The sequence below is a fragment of the Pseudomonas sp. XS1P51 genome, from assembly GCF_054897845.1.
Map to the genome: position 1 here is coordinate 5974989 of NZ_CM142707.1, position 18615 is coordinate 5993603.

General features: G+C 58.9%; 16 protein-coding genes. 8 read left to right on the plus strand and 8 right to left on the minus strand.

All coding sequences use genetic code 11. The annotated features are described in order from the left end of the window. Positions 1-33: 33 nt before the first annotated feature. From ACYZUD_RS27710 to ACYZUD_RS27730, 5 genes are all read right to left on the minus strand, one after another. Complete coding sequence (locus ACYZUD_RS27710) at positions 34-2844, minus strand: FAD-binding and (Fe-S)-binding domain-containing protein (RefSeq protein ID WP_462021057.1); 2811 nt, start codon at positions 2842-2844, stop codon at positions 34-36. After that, a complete protein-coding gene (locus tag ACYZUD_RS27715; protein WP_462021058.1) occupies positions 2841-3512 on the minus strand; it encodes a LutC/YkgG family protein in 672 nt (223 codons plus the stop codon). Before ACYZUD_RS27715 ends, ACYZUD_RS27710 begins: the two co-directional genes overlap by 4 nt. After that, positions 3512-4966, minus strand: coding sequence for a LutB/LldF family L-lactate oxidation iron-sulfur protein (locus ACYZUD_RS27720; protein ID WP_462021059.1), 1455 nt, complete (start codon positions 4964-4966; stop codon positions 3512-3514). Before ACYZUD_RS27720 ends, ACYZUD_RS27715 begins: the two co-directional genes overlap by 1 nt. Beyond that, the gene (locus ACYZUD_RS27725; protein WP_462021060.1) at positions 4963-5787 is read right to left on the minus strand and encodes a (Fe-S)-binding protein; all 825 of its coding nucleotides are present in this window, start codon (positions 5785-5787) and stop codon (positions 4963-4965) included. The genes ACYZUD_RS27720 and ACYZUD_RS27725 overlap by 4 nt, the downstream gene beginning before the upstream one ends. A gap of 137 nt (positions 5788-5924) precedes the next feature. Continuing rightward, positions 5925-7619: a lactate permease LctP family transporter gene (locus ACYZUD_RS27730; RefSeq protein WP_462021061.1), complete on the minus strand. Its 1695-nt coding sequence runs from the start codon at positions 7617-7619 to the stop codon at positions 5925-5927. Positions 7620-7879: 260 nt separating this feature from the next. Here ACYZUD_RS27730 and ACYZUD_RS27735 point away from each other — a divergent pair, with 260 nt between their 5' ends. Continuing rightward, entirely contained in the window at positions 7880-8647 is a 768-nt protein-coding gene (locus ACYZUD_RS27735; protein ID WP_462021062.1) for a GntR family transcriptional regulator, read from the plus strand. Between the two features lie 119 nt (positions 8648-8766). On the opposite strand, the gene smpB is transcribed toward ACYZUD_RS27735, so the two are convergent. After that, complete coding sequence (gene smpB / locus ACYZUD_RS27740; RefSeq protein WP_095055592.1) at positions 8767-9249, minus strand: SsrA-binding protein SmpB; 483 nt, start codon at positions 9247-9249, stop codon at positions 8767-8769. 118 nt (positions 9250-9367) lie between these two features. Here smpB and ACYZUD_RS27745 point away from each other — a divergent pair, with 118 nt between their 5' ends. The 3 genes from ACYZUD_RS27745 to ACYZUD_RS27755 are packed head-to-tail and all read left to right on the plus strand — an operon-like array spanning position 9368 to position 11520. Then, positions 9368-10771: a sodium-dependent transporter gene (locus ACYZUD_RS27745; protein ID WP_462021063.1), complete on the plus strand. Its 1404-nt coding sequence runs from the start codon at positions 9368-9370 to the stop codon at positions 10769-10771. A gap of 7 nt (positions 10772-10778) precedes the next feature. After that, entirely contained in the window at positions 10779-11213 is a 435-nt protein-coding gene (locus ACYZUD_RS27750) for a type II toxin-antitoxin system RatA family toxin (protein ID WP_462021064.1), read from the plus strand. Next, on the plus strand, positions 11176-11520 hold the full coding sequence (locus tag ACYZUD_RS27755; protein WP_462021065.1) for an RnfH family protein: 345 nt from the start codon (positions 11176-11178) through the stop codon (positions 11518-11520). Before ACYZUD_RS27750 ends, ACYZUD_RS27755 begins: the two co-directional genes overlap by 38 nt. Before the next feature lie 59 nt (positions 11521-11579). Here the strand turns inward: ACYZUD_RS27755 and ACYZUD_RS27760 are convergent, their stop codons facing one another. Continuing rightward, positions 11580-12107: an outer membrane protein assembly factor BamE gene (locus ACYZUD_RS27760; protein ID WP_462021066.1), complete on the minus strand. Its 528-nt coding sequence runs from the start codon at positions 12105-12107 to the stop codon at positions 11580-11582. Between the two features lie 97 nt (positions 12108-12204). Between ACYZUD_RS27760 and fur the strand changes: the two genes are divergently transcribed. After that, on the plus strand, positions 12205-12609 hold the full coding sequence (gene fur / locus ACYZUD_RS27765; protein WP_003197684.1) for a ferric iron uptake transcriptional regulator: 405 nt from the start codon (positions 12205-12207) through the stop codon (positions 12607-12609). 75 nt (positions 12610-12684) lie between these two features. Here fur and recN read toward each other — a convergent pair whose 3' ends face one another. Then, positions 12685-14358 (minus strand): DNA repair protein RecN, encoded by a 1674-nt coding sequence (gene recN / locus ACYZUD_RS27770; protein WP_462021067.1) that lies wholly within the window; start codon positions 14356-14358, stop codon positions 12685-12687. A 241-nt stretch (positions 14359-14599) separates the two neighbouring features. On the opposite strand from recN, the gene grpE reads away from it, so the two are divergent. The 3 genes from grpE (at position 14600) to dnaJ (ending at position 18607) form a co-directional block, all read left to right on the plus strand. Beyond that, complete coding sequence (gene grpE / locus ACYZUD_RS27775; protein ID WP_462021068.1) at positions 14600-15166, plus strand: nucleotide exchange factor GrpE; 567 nt, start codon at positions 14600-14602, stop codon at positions 15164-15166. Between the two features lie 102 nt (positions 15167-15268). After that, positions 15269-17185, plus strand: coding sequence for a molecular chaperone DnaK (gene dnaK / locus ACYZUD_RS27780; protein ID WP_462021069.1), 1917 nt, complete (start codon positions 15269-15271; stop codon positions 17183-17185). A gap of 297 nt (positions 17186-17482) precedes the next feature. Continuing rightward, positions 17483-18607: a molecular chaperone DnaJ gene (dnaJ, locus tag ACYZUD_RS27785; RefSeq protein WP_462021070.1), complete on the plus strand. Its 1125-nt coding sequence runs from the start codon at positions 17483-17485 to the stop codon at positions 18605-18607. Positions 18608-18615 lie beyond the last annotated feature (8 nt).

Consider the following 18615-nt stretch of genomic DNA (forward strand, 5'->3'; position numbering starts at 1 on the left):
GACTGCGGTGGCGCGTCAGGGTTCTATTTTTCTTCAGAGGGCCCTCGGCTGTGTGACCCTGTCCACCAGATAGACCAACCCGTGGTAGTCGATTCCACCGTGTCGCGTCAGACCAATCTCACAGGTGCGACTGGTAGAGATCCCCTCGCTGCACTCCTGCACCGCGTCCTTGAGCGTGCGCAGGGAATGAGCATTCAATTCCGGCGTGGTAAAGCCCTTGTCGCCAGCAAACCCACAGCAGTGAATGCCTTCAGGAACAACCACGTTTTTGCTGCACTTGCGCGCCAGATCGATCAACGCCTGGCTTTCCCCCAGGTGCTGGGTGCTGCACGTGACATGCACCGCGATTGGCGCTTCCTGCGGTGTGAATTCAAGCCGATCCATCAAATGCGTACGGATGAAACGCACCGGGTCGTACAGGTCCAGTCGAACTTCGCCCAGGTCCTGAACCAGTCGCAAGGTGCAGGGGCTGGTGTCGCAGTAGATCGGGTCAAGCCCGCCGCGGCTGGCGTGCAGCAATGCGCCGATCAGTTCCTGGCGTTTGTGTTCGGCCTGCTCGGCGTAGCCCTTGGAAGCGAACGGCTGACCGCAGCAGAGGCTGTCCTGATTGTCTGGGAAGACGACCTGGTAACCGGCTTTTTCCAGCAGCCCACGGGTTTTGTCGTACAGCGACATTTGCTCTTTATCGCCCGCTGCCGGGCCCATGACCCGCGACACACACGCCGCCAGGTACACCACCCGAGGACGTTCGTCCGACACTACCGGGCTGAAGCGAATGGCTTTTTCCGGCTGCGGCATGGCGTTGGTCCATTGCGGGACCTGGCCTTTGGACACGCGCGTCAGCGTCGCCGACAACTTCGCCAGACGCGGTGCCCCCAGCAGCATCCGCGCGCCGTTGGCCACGTGCAGGGTGAAGCGCGCGCCTTGCAGTGCAGTAGCGAAATTGCCTTCCAGCCAGTTGGCGGTTTTCGTATGAGTTGCGTTACGGCTACGGAGCTTTTTCACCAGCTCACCGGTGTTGATTCCTACAGGGCAACGTTGTGCGCAGAGGCCAGTGGCGGCGCAGGTGTCGATGCCCTGGTATTCGTAAGCGGCTTCGAGTTCGGTGGTGTCCACGCCGGCACGTTTCTTCGCCTGAATGTCCCGCCAGATCACGATGCGCTGGCGCGGGCTCAGGGTCAGCCCTTTTGACGGGCAGACCGGTTCGCAGAAGCCGCACTCGATGCACTTATCCACAATCTCGTCAGCGGCCGGCAACGGTTTCAGATGCTTGAGGTGGATCTGCGGATCGTCGCTGAGCACCACGTCCGGATTGAGAATGCCGTTAGGGTCGAGCAGGCGTTTGAGCTGCCACATCAACTGGTAGGCATCGCTGCCCCATTCCAGTTCGACGAAGGGCGCCATGTTGCGGCCCGTGCCATGTTCGGCCTTCAGCGAGCCGCCGAACTCCACGGCCACCAGTTGCGCCACGTCGTCCATGAACGCCTGATAGCGTGCGACTTCTTCCGGGTTGTTGAAGCCTTGAGTGAAGACGAAGTGCAGATTGCCTTCCAGGGCGTGTCCGAAAAGGATCGCTTCGTCGTAGTGATGCTTGTCGAACAGCTCGATCAGGCGGTTCACGCCGATCGCCAGTTGTTCCACCGGGAAGGTTACGTCTTCAATGATCACCGTGGTGCCGGTTTTGCGCACCGCGCCGACGGCGGGGAAGGTGTCCTTGCGGATCGCCCAGAGCCGGGCGTTTTCCACCGGGTCTTCGGTGAAATCGACTTGTTTTTCCACCGGAAAGGAGGTCAACGACGCCATGATCTGCGCCAGTTGTTCATGCAGCAAAGTGGACGATGCGGCGCGGGATTCGATCAGCAATGCGCAGGCATTATTCGACAGGTGTTGTACGAAAGCCGGCATGCCGGGCTTGTCCTGCACCGAGCGCAGACTGCGGCGGTCCAGCAGTTCAACGGCTGACACCGGTTGGCTTTTTAGCACGGTGACCGCGTTGCAGCAGGTTTCCACGTCCGGGAACACGATCAGCGCCGACGCCTTGTTCGGGTGGTCGATCACCGTGTCGTAAGTCACCGCACTGATGAACCCGAGGGTGCCTTCGGAACCCACCAGCAAGTGGCTCAAGATATCCACAGGCTCGTCGAAATCCACCAGGGCGTTGAGTGACAGGCCGGTGGTATTTTTCAGACGATATTTGTGGCGAATTTTTGCAGCCAGTTCGGTGTTTGCGCGGGTCTCGCGACCCAAAGTCGCCAAGCGTTCAAGCAGCGAAGCGTGGCTCTTACGAAACGCTGCAACACTCGCCGCCTCTTCGGTATCGAGACGGCTGCCGTCGGCCAGCACCAGACGAATGCCGGCCAGTGTGTGGTAGGTGTTTTGCGCAGTGCCGCAGCACATGCCGCTGGCATTGTTGGCGACGATGCCGCCGATTTTGCAGGCGTTGATCGAGGCTGGATCCGGGCCGATCTTGCGTCCGAACGGTGCCAGCCAGGCGTTGGCCTGCGCGCCGATCACGCCCGGTTGCAAACGGATTTGCGTACCTTGACCGCGGATCTCGCGACCGTTCCAGTTGTCCCCCAGGACGATCAGCACCGAATCGCTGATGGCCTGGCCGGACAGGCTGGTGCCAGCGGCGCGGAAGGTCACCGGGACCTGATCCCGTTGCGCGAGTTTGAGCAGCGCCACCACTTCATCTTCGGATTCGACGCGGATCACCAGTTTCGGAATCAGCCGGTAGAAACTCGCGTCAGTGCCGAAGGCCAGGGTCGACAGTGGGTCGTCGAAACGTCGCTCCTGGGGAATCAATTGCTGCGCATCACGCAGGAAAGCCGTCGGTAGACTCATTGGTCCTCCAGGATCAGAACCACCAGGTCTTTCGGGCCGTGGGCGCCGTAAGCCAGAACCTGCTCGATGTCGGCCGTCTTCGACGGGCCGGACACCAGCAAGGCGTTGGTCGGCATGCCCTGGGCCCATTTGAATTCCTGCTGTACCTGATAGAAGTTGTCGCGGATTTCACTGGCCTTGAGCAGGGCGAAATGCACCGGTGGTACCAGGCTCATCAGGCGCGGTTCTTCTCGCGTCGGCCAGAGAATCAGGCTACCTGTCGCGGCGATTGCACCGAGGGTCGAGGTCAGGCTGGCCGGGGTGTCGTTGAACAACTCGGCTTTCCATTCCTCAACCGGACGTTCGTAGGTTTTAAGCGCCGGCAGGCCAGGATTTTTCGCCCAGTGCTGAGTGACGCGTTGACCGTGTGGCGTAGTCGGTGCGATCAATACGCTCGGCAACTGACGATCATGCAGTAACTGAGCAAGCAACTCGGGCCAATCTTCGTTGGAGGTCAGATGGATTTCGGTGTGTACCGCTTCCATCAGTTTGCGCAGCTGCGGGATGCGTTGTTCGGGTGTGTAGGTGTAGGGCTGAGTCACCAGTTCGACGTTGAAATCGTCAGGCACCGGCGTTGTGCCCGTCAGGCTTTTGTGCAATTTGGCGAGGATATTTTGCTTGGCGCTCATCAACGGTCTCCCTGTTTGGCCAGATGCTCGCGGGCCATGTCATGCAGTGAGCGGACAGCGGGTTTGGGTGCGCTGTGGTTTTGCGTCCAGGGGCCGACGTTGTTCGGGGCGAGGGCACGCAAGCGAGTGGCGAAGAAACCGAACAGACGATACAGCGTCGGCGAGCTGTTGAGCTTGGCCCAGGCGTTCCAGATAAACTGCTCTTTGCGCGAGTACTTGCTGCCCTGGCCGCGCATCACTTGATGAGGGCTGTCCGGCGCTTTGACGTTCTCTTCCCGTAGGCGACGCAGCAAGGCGGGAATAGGAATTTTTACCGGGCAGACTTCGCCGCAGGCACCACACAGCGACGAAGCGCTCGGGTGATCCGGGACTTTCGCCAGGCCGACCATGTGCGGCGTGATGATTTTTCCGATAGGCCCGGGGTAAACCTCCCCATAGGCGTGGCCGCCGATTCGGGTGTAGACCGGGCAATGATTCATACACGCGCCGCAGCGGATGCAGTTCAGGGTCTGGCGCAATTCGCTGTCGGCAAAGGCCTGGCTGCGACCGTTGTCCAGCAGTACCAGGTGCACTTCCTGCGGGCCGTCGAGTTCATGCTCCTTGCGCGGGCCGGAGATCATGTTGACGTAGGTGGTGATCGGCTGGCCGAGCGCCGAGCGGGTCAGTAGCGACAAAAGAGGCACCACGTCGCGCAGGTTTTCCACGACTTTTTCGATGCCGGTGACAGCAATGTGCACGGGTGGAACCGTGGTGGTCATGCGGCCGTTGCCTTCGTTTTCCACCAGCAGGAGGGTGCCGGTTTCGGCCACGGCGAAGTTGACGCCGGAGACGCCGATGTCCGCTTCGAAGAATTTCTGCCGCAAGACCTTGCGACCGATCTGAATGAGTTGGTCAACGTCCTTGGTGTATTCCACGCCAAGTTTGTCGTGGAACAAGGACGCGACCTGACCGGCATTCTTGTGGATCGCCGGCATAATGATGTGTGAAGGCTTCTCGTGATCGAGCTGGACAATGTACTCACCCATGTCCGACTCCAGGCATTCAATGCCTTGAGCCGCGAGGACATGGTTCATCTCCATCTCTTCGCTGACCATCGATTTGCCCTTGATCACTTGCCGCCCCTCGTGAGCGCGGATGATCGAGAAGACGATGCCATTGGCCTCGTCCACCGTTTCCGCCCAGTGCACTGTCACACCGTTGCGGGTCAGGTTCTGTTCAAGTTGCTCGAGTAAATCAGGCAACTTGGATAACGCACGGGCGCGGACAGCATTGCCCAGCACTCGCAAATGTTCTCTTTCATGGGCATCGCTGAAGGACGCTGCCCGTTTTGTCATCAGTGAATCCATCGCAGTGCGAAAGTTATTTCGCAGTTGCTTGTCACCCAACGCCTCGTGAGCCCGGGTGCGGAAATCTTCTTCTACGGCAACCGTAGGAATAATCGCGGAAGCATTCATTGGGCGCCTCCGGTTCGCTGCCAGAGGAAACTGGCCAGGTGTTGGCCGCGCAACGCTTCCTTCTGTTTCTCCAGCGAGCCATTGATGTTCATCAGGCAACCACAGTCGGCACTGAGTACCTTGTGCGCGCCGGATTCCCTCAACGACCGGGTCTTGTCAGCCACCATCGCGCCGGAAATGTCTGGCATACGGACGCTGAAAGTCCCACCGAAGCCACAGCATTCGCTTTCGTGACTGTGATCGACTCGCTCCACGTTGCTCAGCTGCGACAACAACTCGCGGCCGTGCAGGTGGGTGTTCATTTCACGGCGTGCCGAGCACGATGTGTGCAACGCCACTTTCACCGGTGCACCGCCGTCCTTGAGCTGCACCTTGCAGACAAACAGCAGGAACTCGGCCAGTTCATAGGTCCGGGCGGCCAGCGCCTCAACCTGTTTCAACGTTTGCGGCTCGTCCTTGAACAAGTCGGCATAGTGTTCGCGCAGCATGCCTGCACACGATCCCGACGGCACCACCACCGGATAATCTTCGGCAAACAGCGCCAGTTGCGAGCGCGCCACGGTCCGGGCCTGTTCGGTGTAACCGGAGGTGTAGGCCGGTTGCCCGCAGCAGCTCTGCCCTTGTGGGTACTCGACACGGATGCCTTCGCGTTCCAGCAGGTGGATCGCGTCCATCCCGGCTTCGGGGTAGAACAAATCCACCACGCAGGTCCCGAACAGGTAGACCCGTGACGGTTTTTCGCTGGGGTATTGCCGAGGCTTGGGCAGTGGTGGGGCGACACGTGTCGCATTCGGCACGGCGTTGTAAAAAAGCTCGCTCATCAGGCGTGTCTCTCGGCCGGTTATCCGTCCGCTAAGGCTGCTGAATATAGAGAGGGACGCTTTCAGCAGACTTACAGACCGGGTTGTGAATAGCTGACGCCGGAATCGTGGTCCGGCGTCGATTTTTCTTGTGGTTCTTAGTGCACCAACATGCCGGTGAACCAATAGGCCTGAGCCAGGGTGATCAGCCCGACGATCGTTGCAAAGAATAGGCTGTGCTTGAGGGTGAAGCGGAACAGATCCGATTCCTTGCCCACCAGTCCGGTCGCGGCGCAGGCCACGGCGATCGATTGGGGCGAGATCATCTTGCCGGTCACGCCGCCACTGGTGTTCGCCGCTACCAGCAACACATCGCTCACGCCGATCTGGTGCGCGGTAGTCGCTTGCAACGAACTGAACAGCGCGTTGGACGAGGTATCGGAACCGGTCAGGAACACGCCAAGCCAGCCGAGGAACGGTGAGAAGAACGGGAATGCTGCACCGGTGCCTGCCAATACCAGCGCCATGGTCGACGACATGCCCGAGTAGTTGGTGACGAAGGCAAACGCCAGCACCATACCGATGGACAGAATCGGCCAGCGCAGCTCGTAGAAGGTCTCTTTCAAAGTGGTCAGACCAGTTTTGAGATTGATCTTCAGGACCAGCATCGAGATCAGCGCGGAGAAGAAAATCGCCGTGCCGGTCGCGGAGATCGGGTCGAGTTTGAACACGGCAGGAAGGGCGGTCGGGGCAGTCACGATCGGTGCGACCTTGATCACCAACTGATCCAGGTGCGGGATCGCGAAGTTGAACACCCAGCTGTACATCGAGCCGCCGGCGGTAAACATCGCCTTGAACGGTTTCAGGGTCCAGATGGTGACCAGTACGGTGAGGATCAGGAACGGCGACCAGGCTTTGAAAATTTCTACGAGGCTATAAGGCGACGCCACGCTGCTGCGCGGCTGGCCGAAACCGCCGGCGCTGGCGGTCACGACGGAGGCCGAGACGGCACCGGCGATGTGCTGGCCTGCGGCGCGCTGGGGCTGCCAGACTTTCAGGAACAGGGTCAGGGAAATCAGACTGGCCAGGGCCGAGGTGATGTCGGGCAGTTCAGGGCCGATGAAGTTCGAGGTGAAGTACTGGGTGATGGCAAAGCTCAAACCGGCTACCAACGCTGCCGGCCAGGTTTCCCGAACGCCGCGCAGGCCGTCCATCATGAACACCAGCCAGAACGGCACGAACAGTGACAGCAGCGGCAGTTGACGGCCCGTCATGGCGCCAATCTTGAACGCGTCGATACCGGTGACTTGCCCGGCCACGATGATCGGAATCCCCAAGGCACCGAAGGCCACCGGTGCGGTGTTGGCGATCAGGCACAAGCCAGCGGCGTACAGCGGGTTGAAGCCCAGGCCTACAAGCAGTGCGGCGGTAATCGCTACCGGCGCGCCGAAACCGGCTGCACCTTCCAGGAAGGCGCCGAAGCAGAAGCCGATCAGCAGCACTTGCAGGCGCTGGTCGTCGGTGATCGACAGCACCGAGCTGCGGATCACTTCGAACTGGCCACTCTTGACCGTCAGTTTGTAGAGGAACACGGCCGCGACGATGATCCATGCAATCGGCCACAAGCCGTACGCGAAGCCATACCCGGCGGCGGCAAAAGCCATGTCGACCGGCATCTGGAACGCGAAGATGGCGACCGCAATGGACAAGGCCAGCGTGATGCTGCCGGCCACATGGCCTTTGAGGCGAAACACGGCCAAAGCCAGGAAGAAAAACACGATAGGGATAACGGCCGCGAGTGCGGACCAGCCAAGACTGCCGAGCGGGGTATAGAGCTGTTGCCAGGTTTGCATATGGGGTGGCCCCTAATTGTTGTTGGTAGGCACTGATCAGCGTTCTGGATAATTGGTAATACCAATTTACAATCGCTGTTGGCTAGGGTAAAAGCCTTACAGGTGGCGTGTCAATTTGCCGCCCTAAAACTTTTGTCGAATACGCGCCGCAGCGGTCATCTGGACCGCTCGATCAAATGCTGTCTGGTAGGTGCTGGCGCAGCGCCGATAGGCCAGAATAGAGAGCCCGGCGAGCCGTCGGGATCGTGGAGAAGTGAGTTATGGGGTTTGATCAAATTCGTCAGCGCCGTTTGTCTGACGATATTGTCGAGCAGCTCGAGGGGATGATTCTCGAGGGCACGTTGAGGGCGGGTGAGCGCTTGCCGGCCGAGCGCGCGCTGGCCGAGCAGTTCGGTGTGTCACGCCCTTCGTTGCGCGAAGCCATTCAAAAACTGGCAGCCAAGGGCTTGCTGGTCAGTCGTCAGGGCGGCGGCAATTATGTGGTGGAATCACTGGGCACGACCTTCAGTGATCCGCTGTTGCATCTGTTGGAAAGCAATCCCGAGGCCCAGCGCGATCTGCTGGAGTTTCGCCACACCCTGGAAGCGTCTTGCGCCTATTACGCGGCGTTGCGTGCCACGGATGTAGATCGCGAGCGACTCACCGCAGCCTTCAACGAGTTGCAGGACTGCTACACGCGTCACGATGAAGTGAGCCGCGCGGAAGAGGGCGCGGCGGATGCGAAATTTCACTTGGCGATCGCCGAGGCCAGTCACAACGCGGTGTTGCTGCACACCATTCGCGGGCTGTTCGATTTGCTCAAGCGCAACGTGGTGACCAACATCGGCGGCATGTACAAGCAACGCACCGAAACCCGCGACATGCTGATCACACAGCATCGAGAGTTGTACCTGGCGATTATCGAAGGAAGGGCGGAACAGGCGCGGGAAGTCTCCAGTCGACACATTTTGTATGTGCAGGAGGTGCTGGAAGAAGTGCGTCAGGAAGTACAGCGCATGGCCCGGGCGGAGCGGCGCAAGGGGATGTAATCGCGTTCAAGCGCAAAAGATCGCAGCCTTCGGCAGCTCCTACAGGAAAATACAAAACCTGTAGGAGCTGCCGAAGGCTGCGATCTTTTCGCTAGCGCCACAACACTCAGGCTAGAAGATTAATCTTCCTTGCCCTTGTTGCGCACCGCACGCTGCAACTCACGACCGGCGTCGCGTTCGCGTTCGGTATCGCGCTTGTCGTATTCCTTCTTGCCCTTGCCCAGAGCGATCTCGCACTTGACCATGTGCTTGCTCCAGTACCAGGACAGGCACACGCAGGCGTAACCTTTTTGCTGCACGGCAGCGGCGAGTTTTTCCAGTTCGCGCCGGTTGAGCAGCAATTTTCGGGTACGGGTCGGATCAGCAATGACGTGGGTGCTGGCGGTCGTCAGGGGCGTGATGTGGCTGCCGAGCAGCCAGGCTTCGCCATCCTTGAGCAGTACATAACTGTCAACCAGTTGTAACTTGCTTGCCCGCAGACTTTTTACTTCCCAGCCGGCCAGGACCAGACCAGCCTCGAACTTATGCTCGATGAAGTAATCGTGTCGCGCTTTTTTGTTTTGCGCGATGGTCCCTGTTGGGTGTTTCTTCTGTTTAGCCATAGGGGCGGCATTATAGGGAGTTGCAAGCGAGTCGGCTACGGTATCGCTACGTGCTTGAGCAGGTTGATTGAATCCCGGACAATGCGCCCTCTTTTTTGAACGCTTGGGCGTGATAACGATGTCGACAGACAAGGTTTCTGTCCACGGCAGTTGGGCTAGCCGCTGGGTCTTCATACTCGCCGCGACCGGTTCGGCCGTGGGCTTGGGTAGTATCTGGAAATTCCCGTACATGGTCGGTGTTTACGGCGGCGGCGCTTTCGTGCTGATGTTCCTGGCCTGTATCGCGCTGATCGGTGTGCCGGTCATGCTGGCGGAAACCCTGATTGGCCGTCGCGCCCGGCAGAGCCCGGCCAACGCCTTGAAAGTGCTGGCGCTGGAGGCGGGGCATTCGGCGAAGTGGTCATGGGGTGCATTCGCCGGGATGATCACGGCGTTGCTGATCCTGTCTTTCTATAGTGTGGTCGGTGGTTGGTCGCTGGATTACATCATCGATATGGGGCGCGGCGACTTCCAGGGCGTGACAGCCGACAAGGTCGGCGCGTACTTCGGCAATGTGATCGCCGATCCATGGCGCCTGACACTTTGGCACACGATTTTCATGCTGCTGTCGGCCGTCGTGATTGCCAAGGGCGTCGTCGCTGGTCTGGAGCGCAGCCTGCGGATCATGATGCCGCTGCTGTTCGTGATGGTGATTGTCCTGCTGGGCTACAGCATGACCACCGGCCATTTCATGGACGGCGTACATTTCATGTTCGATTTCCACCCGGAAAAAGTCCTCGACGGCTTGTTGCCGGCCATGGGGCACGCGTTTTTTTCCCTGAGCGTGGGGGTGGGTTCGATCATGATCTACGGCGCTTATATGCCGAAGAATGCGTCGATTTCCGGCACCATCGTCGGTGTGGCGCTGCTCGATACCTTCGTTTCTCTCGTGGCCGGTTTGGCATTGTTTCCGATTGTGTTCGCCGCCGGCCTGAACCCGAGCGAAGGCCCAGGGCTGATGTTTGTGAGTCTGCCCTTTGCCTTTGGTAACGTGGCGTTCGGACAATTGATGGGCGTAGTGTTCTTCGTGCTGGTAGCGGTTGCTGCGTGGAGTTCGGCTATTTCCCTGCTTGAGCCGATGGTGGCTTACCTGGTTGAGCGGACAAAAGTCAGTCGTGCCTGGGTGACTTTCTGGTTGGCCTTCATTTGCTGGTTTGTGGGTCTGGGCACGGTATTTTCCTTCAATATCTGGAAGGAAGCCAAGTTTTTCGTGAACGAAGGCGGGATGTTCCATCTCTATCAATGGGGGGCGGCCGGTGGCCTGGACTTCTTTGGTGTGATCGACTTCTTCACCTCGCGGATCATGCTGCCACTCGGTGGTTTGTGTTTCGTGGTGTTTGCGGGCTGGGTGATGGGGCGTGAAACGGTGCGCGACGAATTGTCGATCCGCAGCCCTGTGTTGTTCGCCCTGTCCCTGTTCTTGATGCGCTATGTGGCGCCCATCGGCATTCTTGTAGTGTTTGCCGCCCAGCTGTGGAAGTGACGCTGACATGACGACACACATTCAACGTTCGGCCCTGCTGCCGTACCCGGCACAAGCGCTGTATGACCTGGTCAACGACGTGGCGCGTTATCCGGAGTTCCTGCCGTGGTGCTCGTCCGCGGAAGTCCTGGAAAGCTCTCCCGAGCATATGCGCGCCAGCGTCGGCGTGGCCAAGGGTGGCCTCAGCCAGCATTTCGTGACGCGTAATACGCTGGTGCCCGGCCATTCCATCGAGATGAACCTCGAGGAAGGTCCGTTCACCCAACTGCACGGTATCTGGGTATTCAAACCGTTGGGCGAAAAGGCCTGCAAGATCAGTCTGGACCTGTCGTTTGATTACGCCGGGCCGATTGTTCGCGCGACCTTGGGGCCGTTGTTCAATCAGGCAGCCAATACGCTGGTCGATGCGTTCTGCCAGCGTGCCAAGCAGATGCAGGGTTAAGGCCGTGATTGAGGTCGAGGTGGTATATGCCGCCGTTGATCGTCAGGTGCTGCTCTGCGTGACGGTGCCGACAGGCACGACAGTGCGGGTAGCGTTGCTGAAGTCGGGTGTAGATAAAGAGTTTCCGGAGCTGGATCTGGCCGATTGCCCCGTGGGGATTTTCGGCAAAGTGATTGTCGATGCGGACAGTCGCCCGGTTCAGGCGGGGGATCGCATCGAGATTTACCGGCCATTGCTGGCCGATCCGAAAGAGGTTCGCCGGTTACGCGCCGCCAAGGCTGCCGAGGCCAAGGCGCGGAATCAATGATTCGCTAACGCCAGACAATAAAAAACCCGGACATGCCGGGTTTTTTATTGCGTCGCAAATTATTGCGGCGAGGTTTCCAGCGGTTCTGGCGTCGGGACTGGAACGGTTTCTACACCGTCCACGTCCTTCTGGATCTGATCCAGCAACGAACCTGGCTTGACCGGTTTTTCCGGTTTCGGCTTCTCGGCGTTTTCAGCAGGCGCGGTCACGCTAGTGCCGCTGTCCTTGCCGAGAATGGCTTCGTCTCGGCTCACGCCTGGCATGAAATCACCAGAGAGGCTGACAAGTTGGTCATTTGGGTTGAAGATAACGCTAATGCGTTCCTGTTGGCGTTCACCGCCACCCGGTTGCAGGCTGTACAGATAATCCCAGCGATCGGCATGGAACGTGTCGGTCAGCAGAGGGTTGCCCATGATAAACCGTACTTGCCGACGGGTCATTCCCGGGCGTAACTGGTCTATCATGTCCTGCGTGACGACATTGCCCTGCTGGATGTCGATTTTGTAAACCCCGGGGAATGAACAACCGGCGAGTGCGAGCAGTCCCACAAAGGTGAAACTGGTTAGCAAGAGCTTGGTGTTTTGCATCGGTGGGCGACTTCCACTATCTTGGCTGGGACAACGTAAACGCCGATCATACCCGCATTAAGAGAAGCTGCGAAGCAGCATCGCGAGAAAGCTGACCATGGTTGAAAATAGCGAACTACGCAAAGCCGGCCTCAAAGTGACCCTTCCACGGGTCAAAATTCTGCAAATGCTCGATTCCGCCGAGCAACGCCACATGAGTGCCGAGGATGTTTACAAGGCGCTGATGGAGGCTGGTGAGGACGTCGGTCTGGCCACGGTTTACCGTGTACTGACCCAGTTCGAGGCAGCTGGCCTTGTGGTGCGGCACAACTTCGACGGAGGCCATGCGGTCTTCGAGCTGGACGACGGCAAGCATCACGACCATATGGTCAACGTCGAAACCAGCGAAGTGATCGAATTCTTCGACGAAGAAATCGAGCGTCTGCAGAAGGCAATCGTCGACAAGTATGGCTTCGAGATGGTTGATCACAATCTTGTGCTGTACGTGCGCAAGAAAAAGTAAGCATGTCGCGCGAACATAAAGTTCGCGAAACGAGCGAAGGCGACCCCAAGGTCGCCTTCGTGCTTTCTGCTGTTCTTAAATTTTTGCGGTAACGACCATTTTCCTGGCGTGAGCTAAGGATTCCTTGGTCAGGTCGATGCCGCCCAGCATGCGCGCCACTTCTTCGACGCGATCATTCTTGCTCAGCTTGGAGACGGCCGTGTGAGTGGCATCGTCGCCGCGCACCTTATGCACAAATAGATGCTGATGCCCCTGCGCCGCCACTTGCGGCAAGTGAGTCACCGTCAGTACCTGCCCGCGCTCCCCCAGTCTGCGCAGCAACTGGCCTACAATTTCGGCCGTCGGGCCGCCGATGCCCACGTCCACTTCATCGAATACCAGGGTGGGGACGCGGGAAGTCTGCGCAGTGATCACCTGAATCGCCAGGCTGATCCGTGAAAGCTCACCGCCGGATGCCACCTTCGCCAGGGCTTTGAGGGGTTGTCCAGGGTTGGCGCTGACCAGCAGCTCTACCTGTTCGAGCCCGTTGGGCAGCAGTTCATCACTGCTGTTGGGGTGCAATTCGATGGTGAAGCGGCCACCGGGCATGCCCAGGCGCTGGATTTCCTGCTCCACGGCACCGGCCAGGCTGCCCGAGGCTTGATGGCGCAGATCACTCAGATCCCGAGCCTTCTCCTGATAGTGGCGGGCGTAGGACGCCAGCTCATCGCTCAGTCGCTCGATGGACTCGTCGTTGGCATTCAGGTTTTCGATTTCATCCAGCAGCTTCTGCTGCATCTCGGCGACCTGGGTCGGCTGGATGCGGTGTTTGCGTGCCATGGTGTAGATCGCATCAAGGCGTTCTTCGAGGTATTGAAGGCGCGCCGGATCGGCGTCGAAGTTGTCTAGGAAGCGGTTCAGCTCGCCTACGGCTTCTTCGACCTGGATCTGCGCGCTGGTTAACAGGCTGCTGGCCTCGCCCAGCGCGCCGATCGAGTTGTTCACGCTCGACAGGCGGTTGAGGCTGGCAGTGAGGGCGTTGAGCACATTGCCGGAATCACTTTCGCTGCATTGTTCGACCACTTGCCGGCAGATGCCCAGCAGGGTTTCGGCGTTGGTGAGGTTCTTGTGTTCCTGTTCCAGCTGCTCCAGCTCGTTTTCGCCGAGGCCGAGGTTTTCCAGCTCTTCGAGTTGATAGCTGAGCAACTGATGGCGGGCACGCTGCTCGTCGCCGGAGTTGGAGAGGCGCTCCAATTCCTGGCGGGTCTGGCGCCAGCGTTGGGCGGCCAGCTGTACCTGACGGGCAAGATCCGTAGCGCCGGCGTACTCGTCGAGCAGGCGGCGGTGGGTGTCGGTCTTGAGCAGGGATTGGTGTTCGTGCTGGCTGTGGATATCGATCAGCAACTCACCCAGGGCCTTGAGATCGCCGAGGGGGCAGGGCGTGCCGTTGATATAGCCGCGCGAACGACCTTCAGCGGTGATCACCCGGCGCAGGATGCACGGGCCGTCGCTCTCGAGGTCGCGCTCGGCCAGCCAGGCGCTGGCTTCCGGAATGTCGACGAGGTCGAAGGTTGCCAGGATATCGGCCTTGTCGGCCCCGGGACGGACCACGCCGCTGTCGGCGCGATCACCCAGGGTCAGGCCCAGGGCGTCGAGCATGATCGACTTGCCGGCGCCGGTTTCCCCTGTGATCACGCTCATCCCGCGATCGAGTTCGAGATCGAGATGTTCAACGATGGCGTAGTTATGTACGGACAGGTGCACCAGCATAAAGGCCGCTCCCAGGCTTTAGGTCTGGTTATTTATACAGTGTTTTGTTTCTGGCTGACAATGCCCTCCCTTAGCTCGATTTGCTTGATCCGACGAAATTCTTAGTGCGTCCGGGAATGACAATGCAGCTGTTTTTTGTAGGGTTAATCAAGAAACGCCCCTTGAAGCTGAATTTTGCGGCCCCATATAGCTGGGCAGAAGCGCGAGTTGAGCTCGCGGACGATATTGAAAGGAGAAATCTATGGCTGACGAACAGACAGTGGATACGCAAAATCTAGACGCCGATCAGGCTGCCCAGGATTCGGGTGATGAACTGGCGGCTCGTGTACAAGTGCTCGAAGAGCAATTGGCTGGCGCGCAGGATCAGGCTTTGCGTGTTGCCGCCGATCTGCAGAACGTCCGCCGTCGCGCCGAGCAGGATGTAGAGAAAGCTCACAAATTCGCGCTGGAAAAATTCGCCGGCGACCTGCTGCCGATTATCGACAGCCTGGAGCGTGGCCTGGAGTTGTCCAACCCGGATGACGAAAGCATCCGGCCGATGCGCGAAGGGATCGAACTGACCCTGAAAATGTTCCAGGACACCCTGAAGCGCTATCAGCTGGAAGTGATTGATCCGCACGGCGAACCCTTCAATGCCGTTCAGCATCAGGCGATGGCCATGCAAGAGAGCGCCGACGTCGAGCCGAACAGCGTGCTCAAGGTGTTCCAGAAGGGCTACCAGCTCAACGGTCGCCTGTTGCGCCCGGCCATGGTTGTGGTCAGCAAGGCCCCGGCGCCAGTTTCGCCTTCGATTGACGAGCAGGCTTGAAATTAGCCGCAAGGCCCCCATTTAGAAGTCAAGCGTTTAAGTGCTACCGCAGTTAGCCACCACTGCTGCGGCAACCAAATCCAAAGTTTCGGGAGAGTGAACATGGGCAAAATTATCGGTATCGACCTGGGGACTACCAACTCCTGCGTCTCCGTGCTTGAAAACGGCGTAGCCAAAGTTATTGAAAACGCTGAAGGCGCGCGTACCACGCCGTCGATCGTCGCGTATGCCAACGATGGCGAAATCCTCGTTGGCCAGTCGGCCAAGCGTCAGGCTGTGACCAATCCGCACAACACCCTGTATGCGGTGAAGCGTCTGATCGGTCGTAAGTTCGACGAAGAAGTCGTACAGAAAGACATCAAGATGGTCCCGTACAAAATCGCCAAGGCTGACAACGGTGACGCCTGGGTTGAAGTGAACGGCCAGAAAATGTCGCCGCCACAAATCTCGGCTGAAATTCTGAAGAAAATGAAGAAGACCGCCGAAGACTACCTCGGCGAGCCAGTGACCGAAGCGGTGATCACCGTTCCGGCCTACTTCAACGACAGCCAGCGTCAAGCGACCAAAGACGCCGGCCGCATCGCGGGCCTGGACGTTAAACGCATCATCAACGAACCAACCGCAGCCGCTCTGGCTTACGGTATGGACAAGGCGAAAGGCGATCACACCGTGATCGTTTACGACCTGGGCGGCGGTACTTTCGACGTTTCCGTGATCGAAATCGCTGAAGTCGATGGCGAGCACCAGTTCGAAGTATTGGCCACCAACGGTGACACGTTCCTGGGCGGTGAAGACTTTGACATTCGTCTGATCGACTATCTCGTCGACGAATTCAAGAAAGAAAGCGGCATGAACCTTAAAGGTGACCCGCTGGCCATGCAGCGCCTGAAAGAAGCCGCTGAAAAAGCCAAGATCGAACTGTCTTCGAGCAATTCGACCGACGTGAACCTGCCGTACATCACTGCAGACGCCACCGGTCCTAAACACTTGAACGTGAAAATCTCCCGCGCCAAGCTCGAAGCGCTGGTAGAAGACCTGGTTCAACGCACCATCGAACCTTGCCGCATCGCTCTGAAAGACTCCGGCATCGACGTTGGCGCCATCAACGACGTGATCCTGGTAGGCGGTCAGACCCGTATGCCACTGGTTCAGAAGCTGGTGACCGAATTCTTCGGTAAAGAAGCGCGTAAAGATGTGAACCCGGACGAAGCCGTTGCCATGGGTGCTGCTATCCAGGGCGCCGTATTGGCCGGTGACGTGAAAGACGTTCTGCTGCTCGACGTCAGCCCGCTGACCCTGGGTATCGAAACCATGGGCGGCGTGATGACCGCGCTGATCGAGAAAAACACCACGATTCCTACCAAGAAATCGCAAGTGTTCTCGACTGCCGATGACAACCAGGGCGCGGTGACCATTCACGTGCTGCAAGGTGAGCGTAAGCAAGCCGCACAGAACAAGTCCCTGGGCAAGTTCGACCTGGCCGAGATTCCACCAGCACCACGTGGCGTGCCACAAATCGAAGTGACCTTCGATATCGACGCCAACGGCATCCTGCACGTGGGCGCCAAAGACAAGGCCACCGGCAAGACTCAGTCGATCGTGATCAAGGCCAACTCCGGTCTGTCCGAGGAAGAGATTCAGCAGATGATTCGCGATGCTGAAACCAACGCCGACGCAGATCGCCAGTTCGAAGAGCTGGCAACGGCCCGTAACCAGGGCGACGCGCTGGTTCACTCGACGCGCAAAATGGTCGCTGACGCTGGCGATAAAATGACTGCTGAAGAGAAGACTGCGATCGAAGCTGCTGTTGTTGCTCTGGAAGCCGCTGTTAAAGGCGACGACAAAGCTGCAATCGAAGCCAAGGTTGAAGAGCTGTCGAAAGTATCCGCTCCAGTGGCACAGAAGATGTACGCCGAACAGGCCCAGCCTGCTGAAGGCGCGGCACCGCACGACGAAAAAGCTGAAAAAGCCGACGACGTCGTTGATGCCGAGTTCGAAGAAGTCAAAGACCACAAGTAAGTTGTTGGTCGCCCGGTTGACTGCCTTTAGGTGGTGACTGGTAGGATGTCGCCGCGCGGGAGCTTGCTCCCGCGTTGGCGTGTCTGGAGTTAGCGAATTTTTACAGCATGCGACAGCGTTCGGGTGCTGGCGGTATGGCCGGGAATGCTCCTGCTTTTCGAGCCAAAAGTACCGCAATGAATCAAAGACCAGGATCGTTGAATTGACGTGAGTTGGGTCCGGGCCTGTATTGGGGCTCAACGAGTTCGGCGAGGCTCAGGAGAGGTTTGTCGAGCGTCCTTAAGAGTGCAAAGACTTATGGCAAAGCGTGACTATTACGAAGTATTGGGTGTTGAGCGCAGCTCTAGCGAAGCGGACCTGAAAAAGGCCTACCGTCGCCTGGCGATGAAGCACCACCCGGACCGTAATCCCGATGACAAAGCGTCGGAAGAGATGTTCAAGGAGGCCAACGAGGCCTACGAAGTGCTGTCCGATTCCAGTAAGCGCGCGGCCTACGACCAGTACGGTCATGCCGGTGTCGACCCAAGCATGGGTGGCGGCGGTGCCGGTTTTGGCGGTCAGAATTTCTCCGACATCTTTGGCGATGTCTTCAGTGACTTCTTCGGTGGCGGTCGCGGCGGTGCTCGTGGCGGCGCTCAGCGCGGCAGCGACCTGCGTTACACCCTGGAGCTGAACCTGGAAGAAGCGGTGCGCGGCACGACCGTGAATATCCGCGTTCCGACGCTGGTCAACTGCAAGCCGTGCGACGGCTCGGGTGCCAAGAAAGGCTCCTCGCCGATCACCTGCCCGACGTGCGGCGGTATCGGTCAGGTGCGCATGCAGCAAGGCTTCTTCTCGGTGCAGCAGACCTGCCCGCGTTGCCATGGCCAGGGCAAGATCATTTCCGACCCGTGCAACTCCTGCAACGGCGAAGGCCGTGTCGAAGAATACAAAACCCTTTCGGTGAAAGTGCCGGCCGGTGTTGATACCGGTGATCGCATTCGTCTGTCCGGCGAAGGCGAGGCGGGTGCGCAGGGCGGTCCGACGGGCGATCTGTACGTGGTGATCAATGTGCGCGAGCACGCGATCTTCCAACGCGACGGCAAGCACCTGTTCTGCGAAGTGCCGATCAGTTTTGTCGACGCGGCGCTGGGTGGCGAACTGGAGATTCCGACCCTTGATGGTCGAGTCAAACTGAAGATCCCAGAGGGGACTCAGACCGGCAAGCAGTTCCGTGTTCGCGGCAAAGGCGTTGCGCCGGTTCGTGGCGGCGGTGCCGGTGACCTGATGTGTCGTGTGGCGGTCGAAACGCCGGTCAACCTGGGGCGTCGTCAGCGCGAATTGCTGGAAGAGTTCCGTAGTTCGCTGGCGGACGACAACAGCCATTCGCCGAAAACCACTGGTTGGTTCGAAGGCGTGAAGCGCTTCTTCGGCGATTTGTAAGGAGTCGG

What these genes read in the sequence shown, in the direction of transcription:
- ACYZUD_RS27715 (WP_462021058.1), bottom strand. Translation starts at nt 3,512, where the DNA reads ATGAGCGCCAAGCAAAATATCCTCGCCAAATTGCACAAAAGCCTGACG.
- ACYZUD_RS27760 (WP_462021066.1), bottom strand. Translation starts at nt 12,107, where the DNA reads ATGCAAAACACCAAGCTCTTGCTAACCAGTTTCACCTTTGTGGGACTG.
- ACYZUD_RS27710 (WP_462021057.1), bottom strand. Translation starts at nt 2,844, where the DNA reads ATGAGTCTACCGACGGCTTTCCTGCGTGATGCGCAGCAATTGATTCCC.
- ACYZUD_RS27720 (WP_462021059.1), bottom strand. Translation starts at nt 4,966, where the DNA reads ATGAATGCTTCCGCGATTATTCCTACGGTTGCCGTAGAAGAAGATTTC.
- grpE (WP_462021068.1), top strand. Translation starts at nt 14,600, where the DNA reads ATGGCTGACGAACAGACAGTGGATACGCAAAATCTAGACGCCGATCAG.
- dnaK (WP_462021069.1), top strand. Translation starts at nt 15,269, where the DNA reads ATGGGCAAAATTATCGGTATCGACCTGGGGACTACCAACTCCTGCGTC.
- fur (WP_003197684.1), top strand. Translation starts at nt 12,205, where the DNA reads ATGGTTGAAAATAGCGAACTACGCAAAGCCGGCCTCAAAGTGACCCTT.
- ACYZUD_RS27730 (WP_462021061.1), bottom strand. Translation starts at nt 7,619, where the DNA reads ATGCAAACCTGGCAACAGCTCTATACCCCGCTCGGCAGTCTTGGCTGG.
- dnaJ (WP_462021070.1), top strand. Translation starts at nt 17,483, where the DNA reads ATGGCAAAGCGTGACTATTACGAAGTATTGGGTGTTGAGCGCAGCTCT.
- ACYZUD_RS27725 (WP_462021060.1), bottom strand. Translation starts at nt 5,787, where the DNA reads ATGAGCGAGCTTTTTTACAACGCCGTGCCGAATGCGACACGTGTCGCC.
- ACYZUD_RS27750 (WP_462021064.1), top strand. Translation starts at nt 10,779, where the DNA reads ATGACGACACACATTCAACGTTCGGCCCTGCTGCCGTACCCGGCACAA.
- recN (WP_462021067.1), bottom strand. Translation starts at nt 14,358, where the DNA reads ATGCTGGTGCACCTGTCCGTACATAACTACGCCATCGTTGAACATCTC.
- smpB (WP_095055592.1), bottom strand. Translation starts at nt 9,249, where the DNA reads ATGGCTAAACAGAAGAAACACCCAACAGGGACCATCGCGCAAAACAAA.
- ACYZUD_RS27735 (WP_462021062.1), top strand. Translation starts at nt 7,880, where the DNA reads ATGGGGTTTGATCAAATTCGTCAGCGCCGTTTGTCTGACGATATTGTC.
- ACYZUD_RS27745 (WP_462021063.1), top strand. Translation starts at nt 9,368, where the DNA reads ATGTCGACAGACAAGGTTTCTGTCCACGGCAGTTGGGCTAGCCGCTGG.
- ACYZUD_RS27755 (WP_462021065.1), top strand. Translation starts at nt 11,176, where the DNA reads ATGCGTTCTGCCAGCGTGCCAAGCAGATGCAGGGTTAAGGCCGTGATT.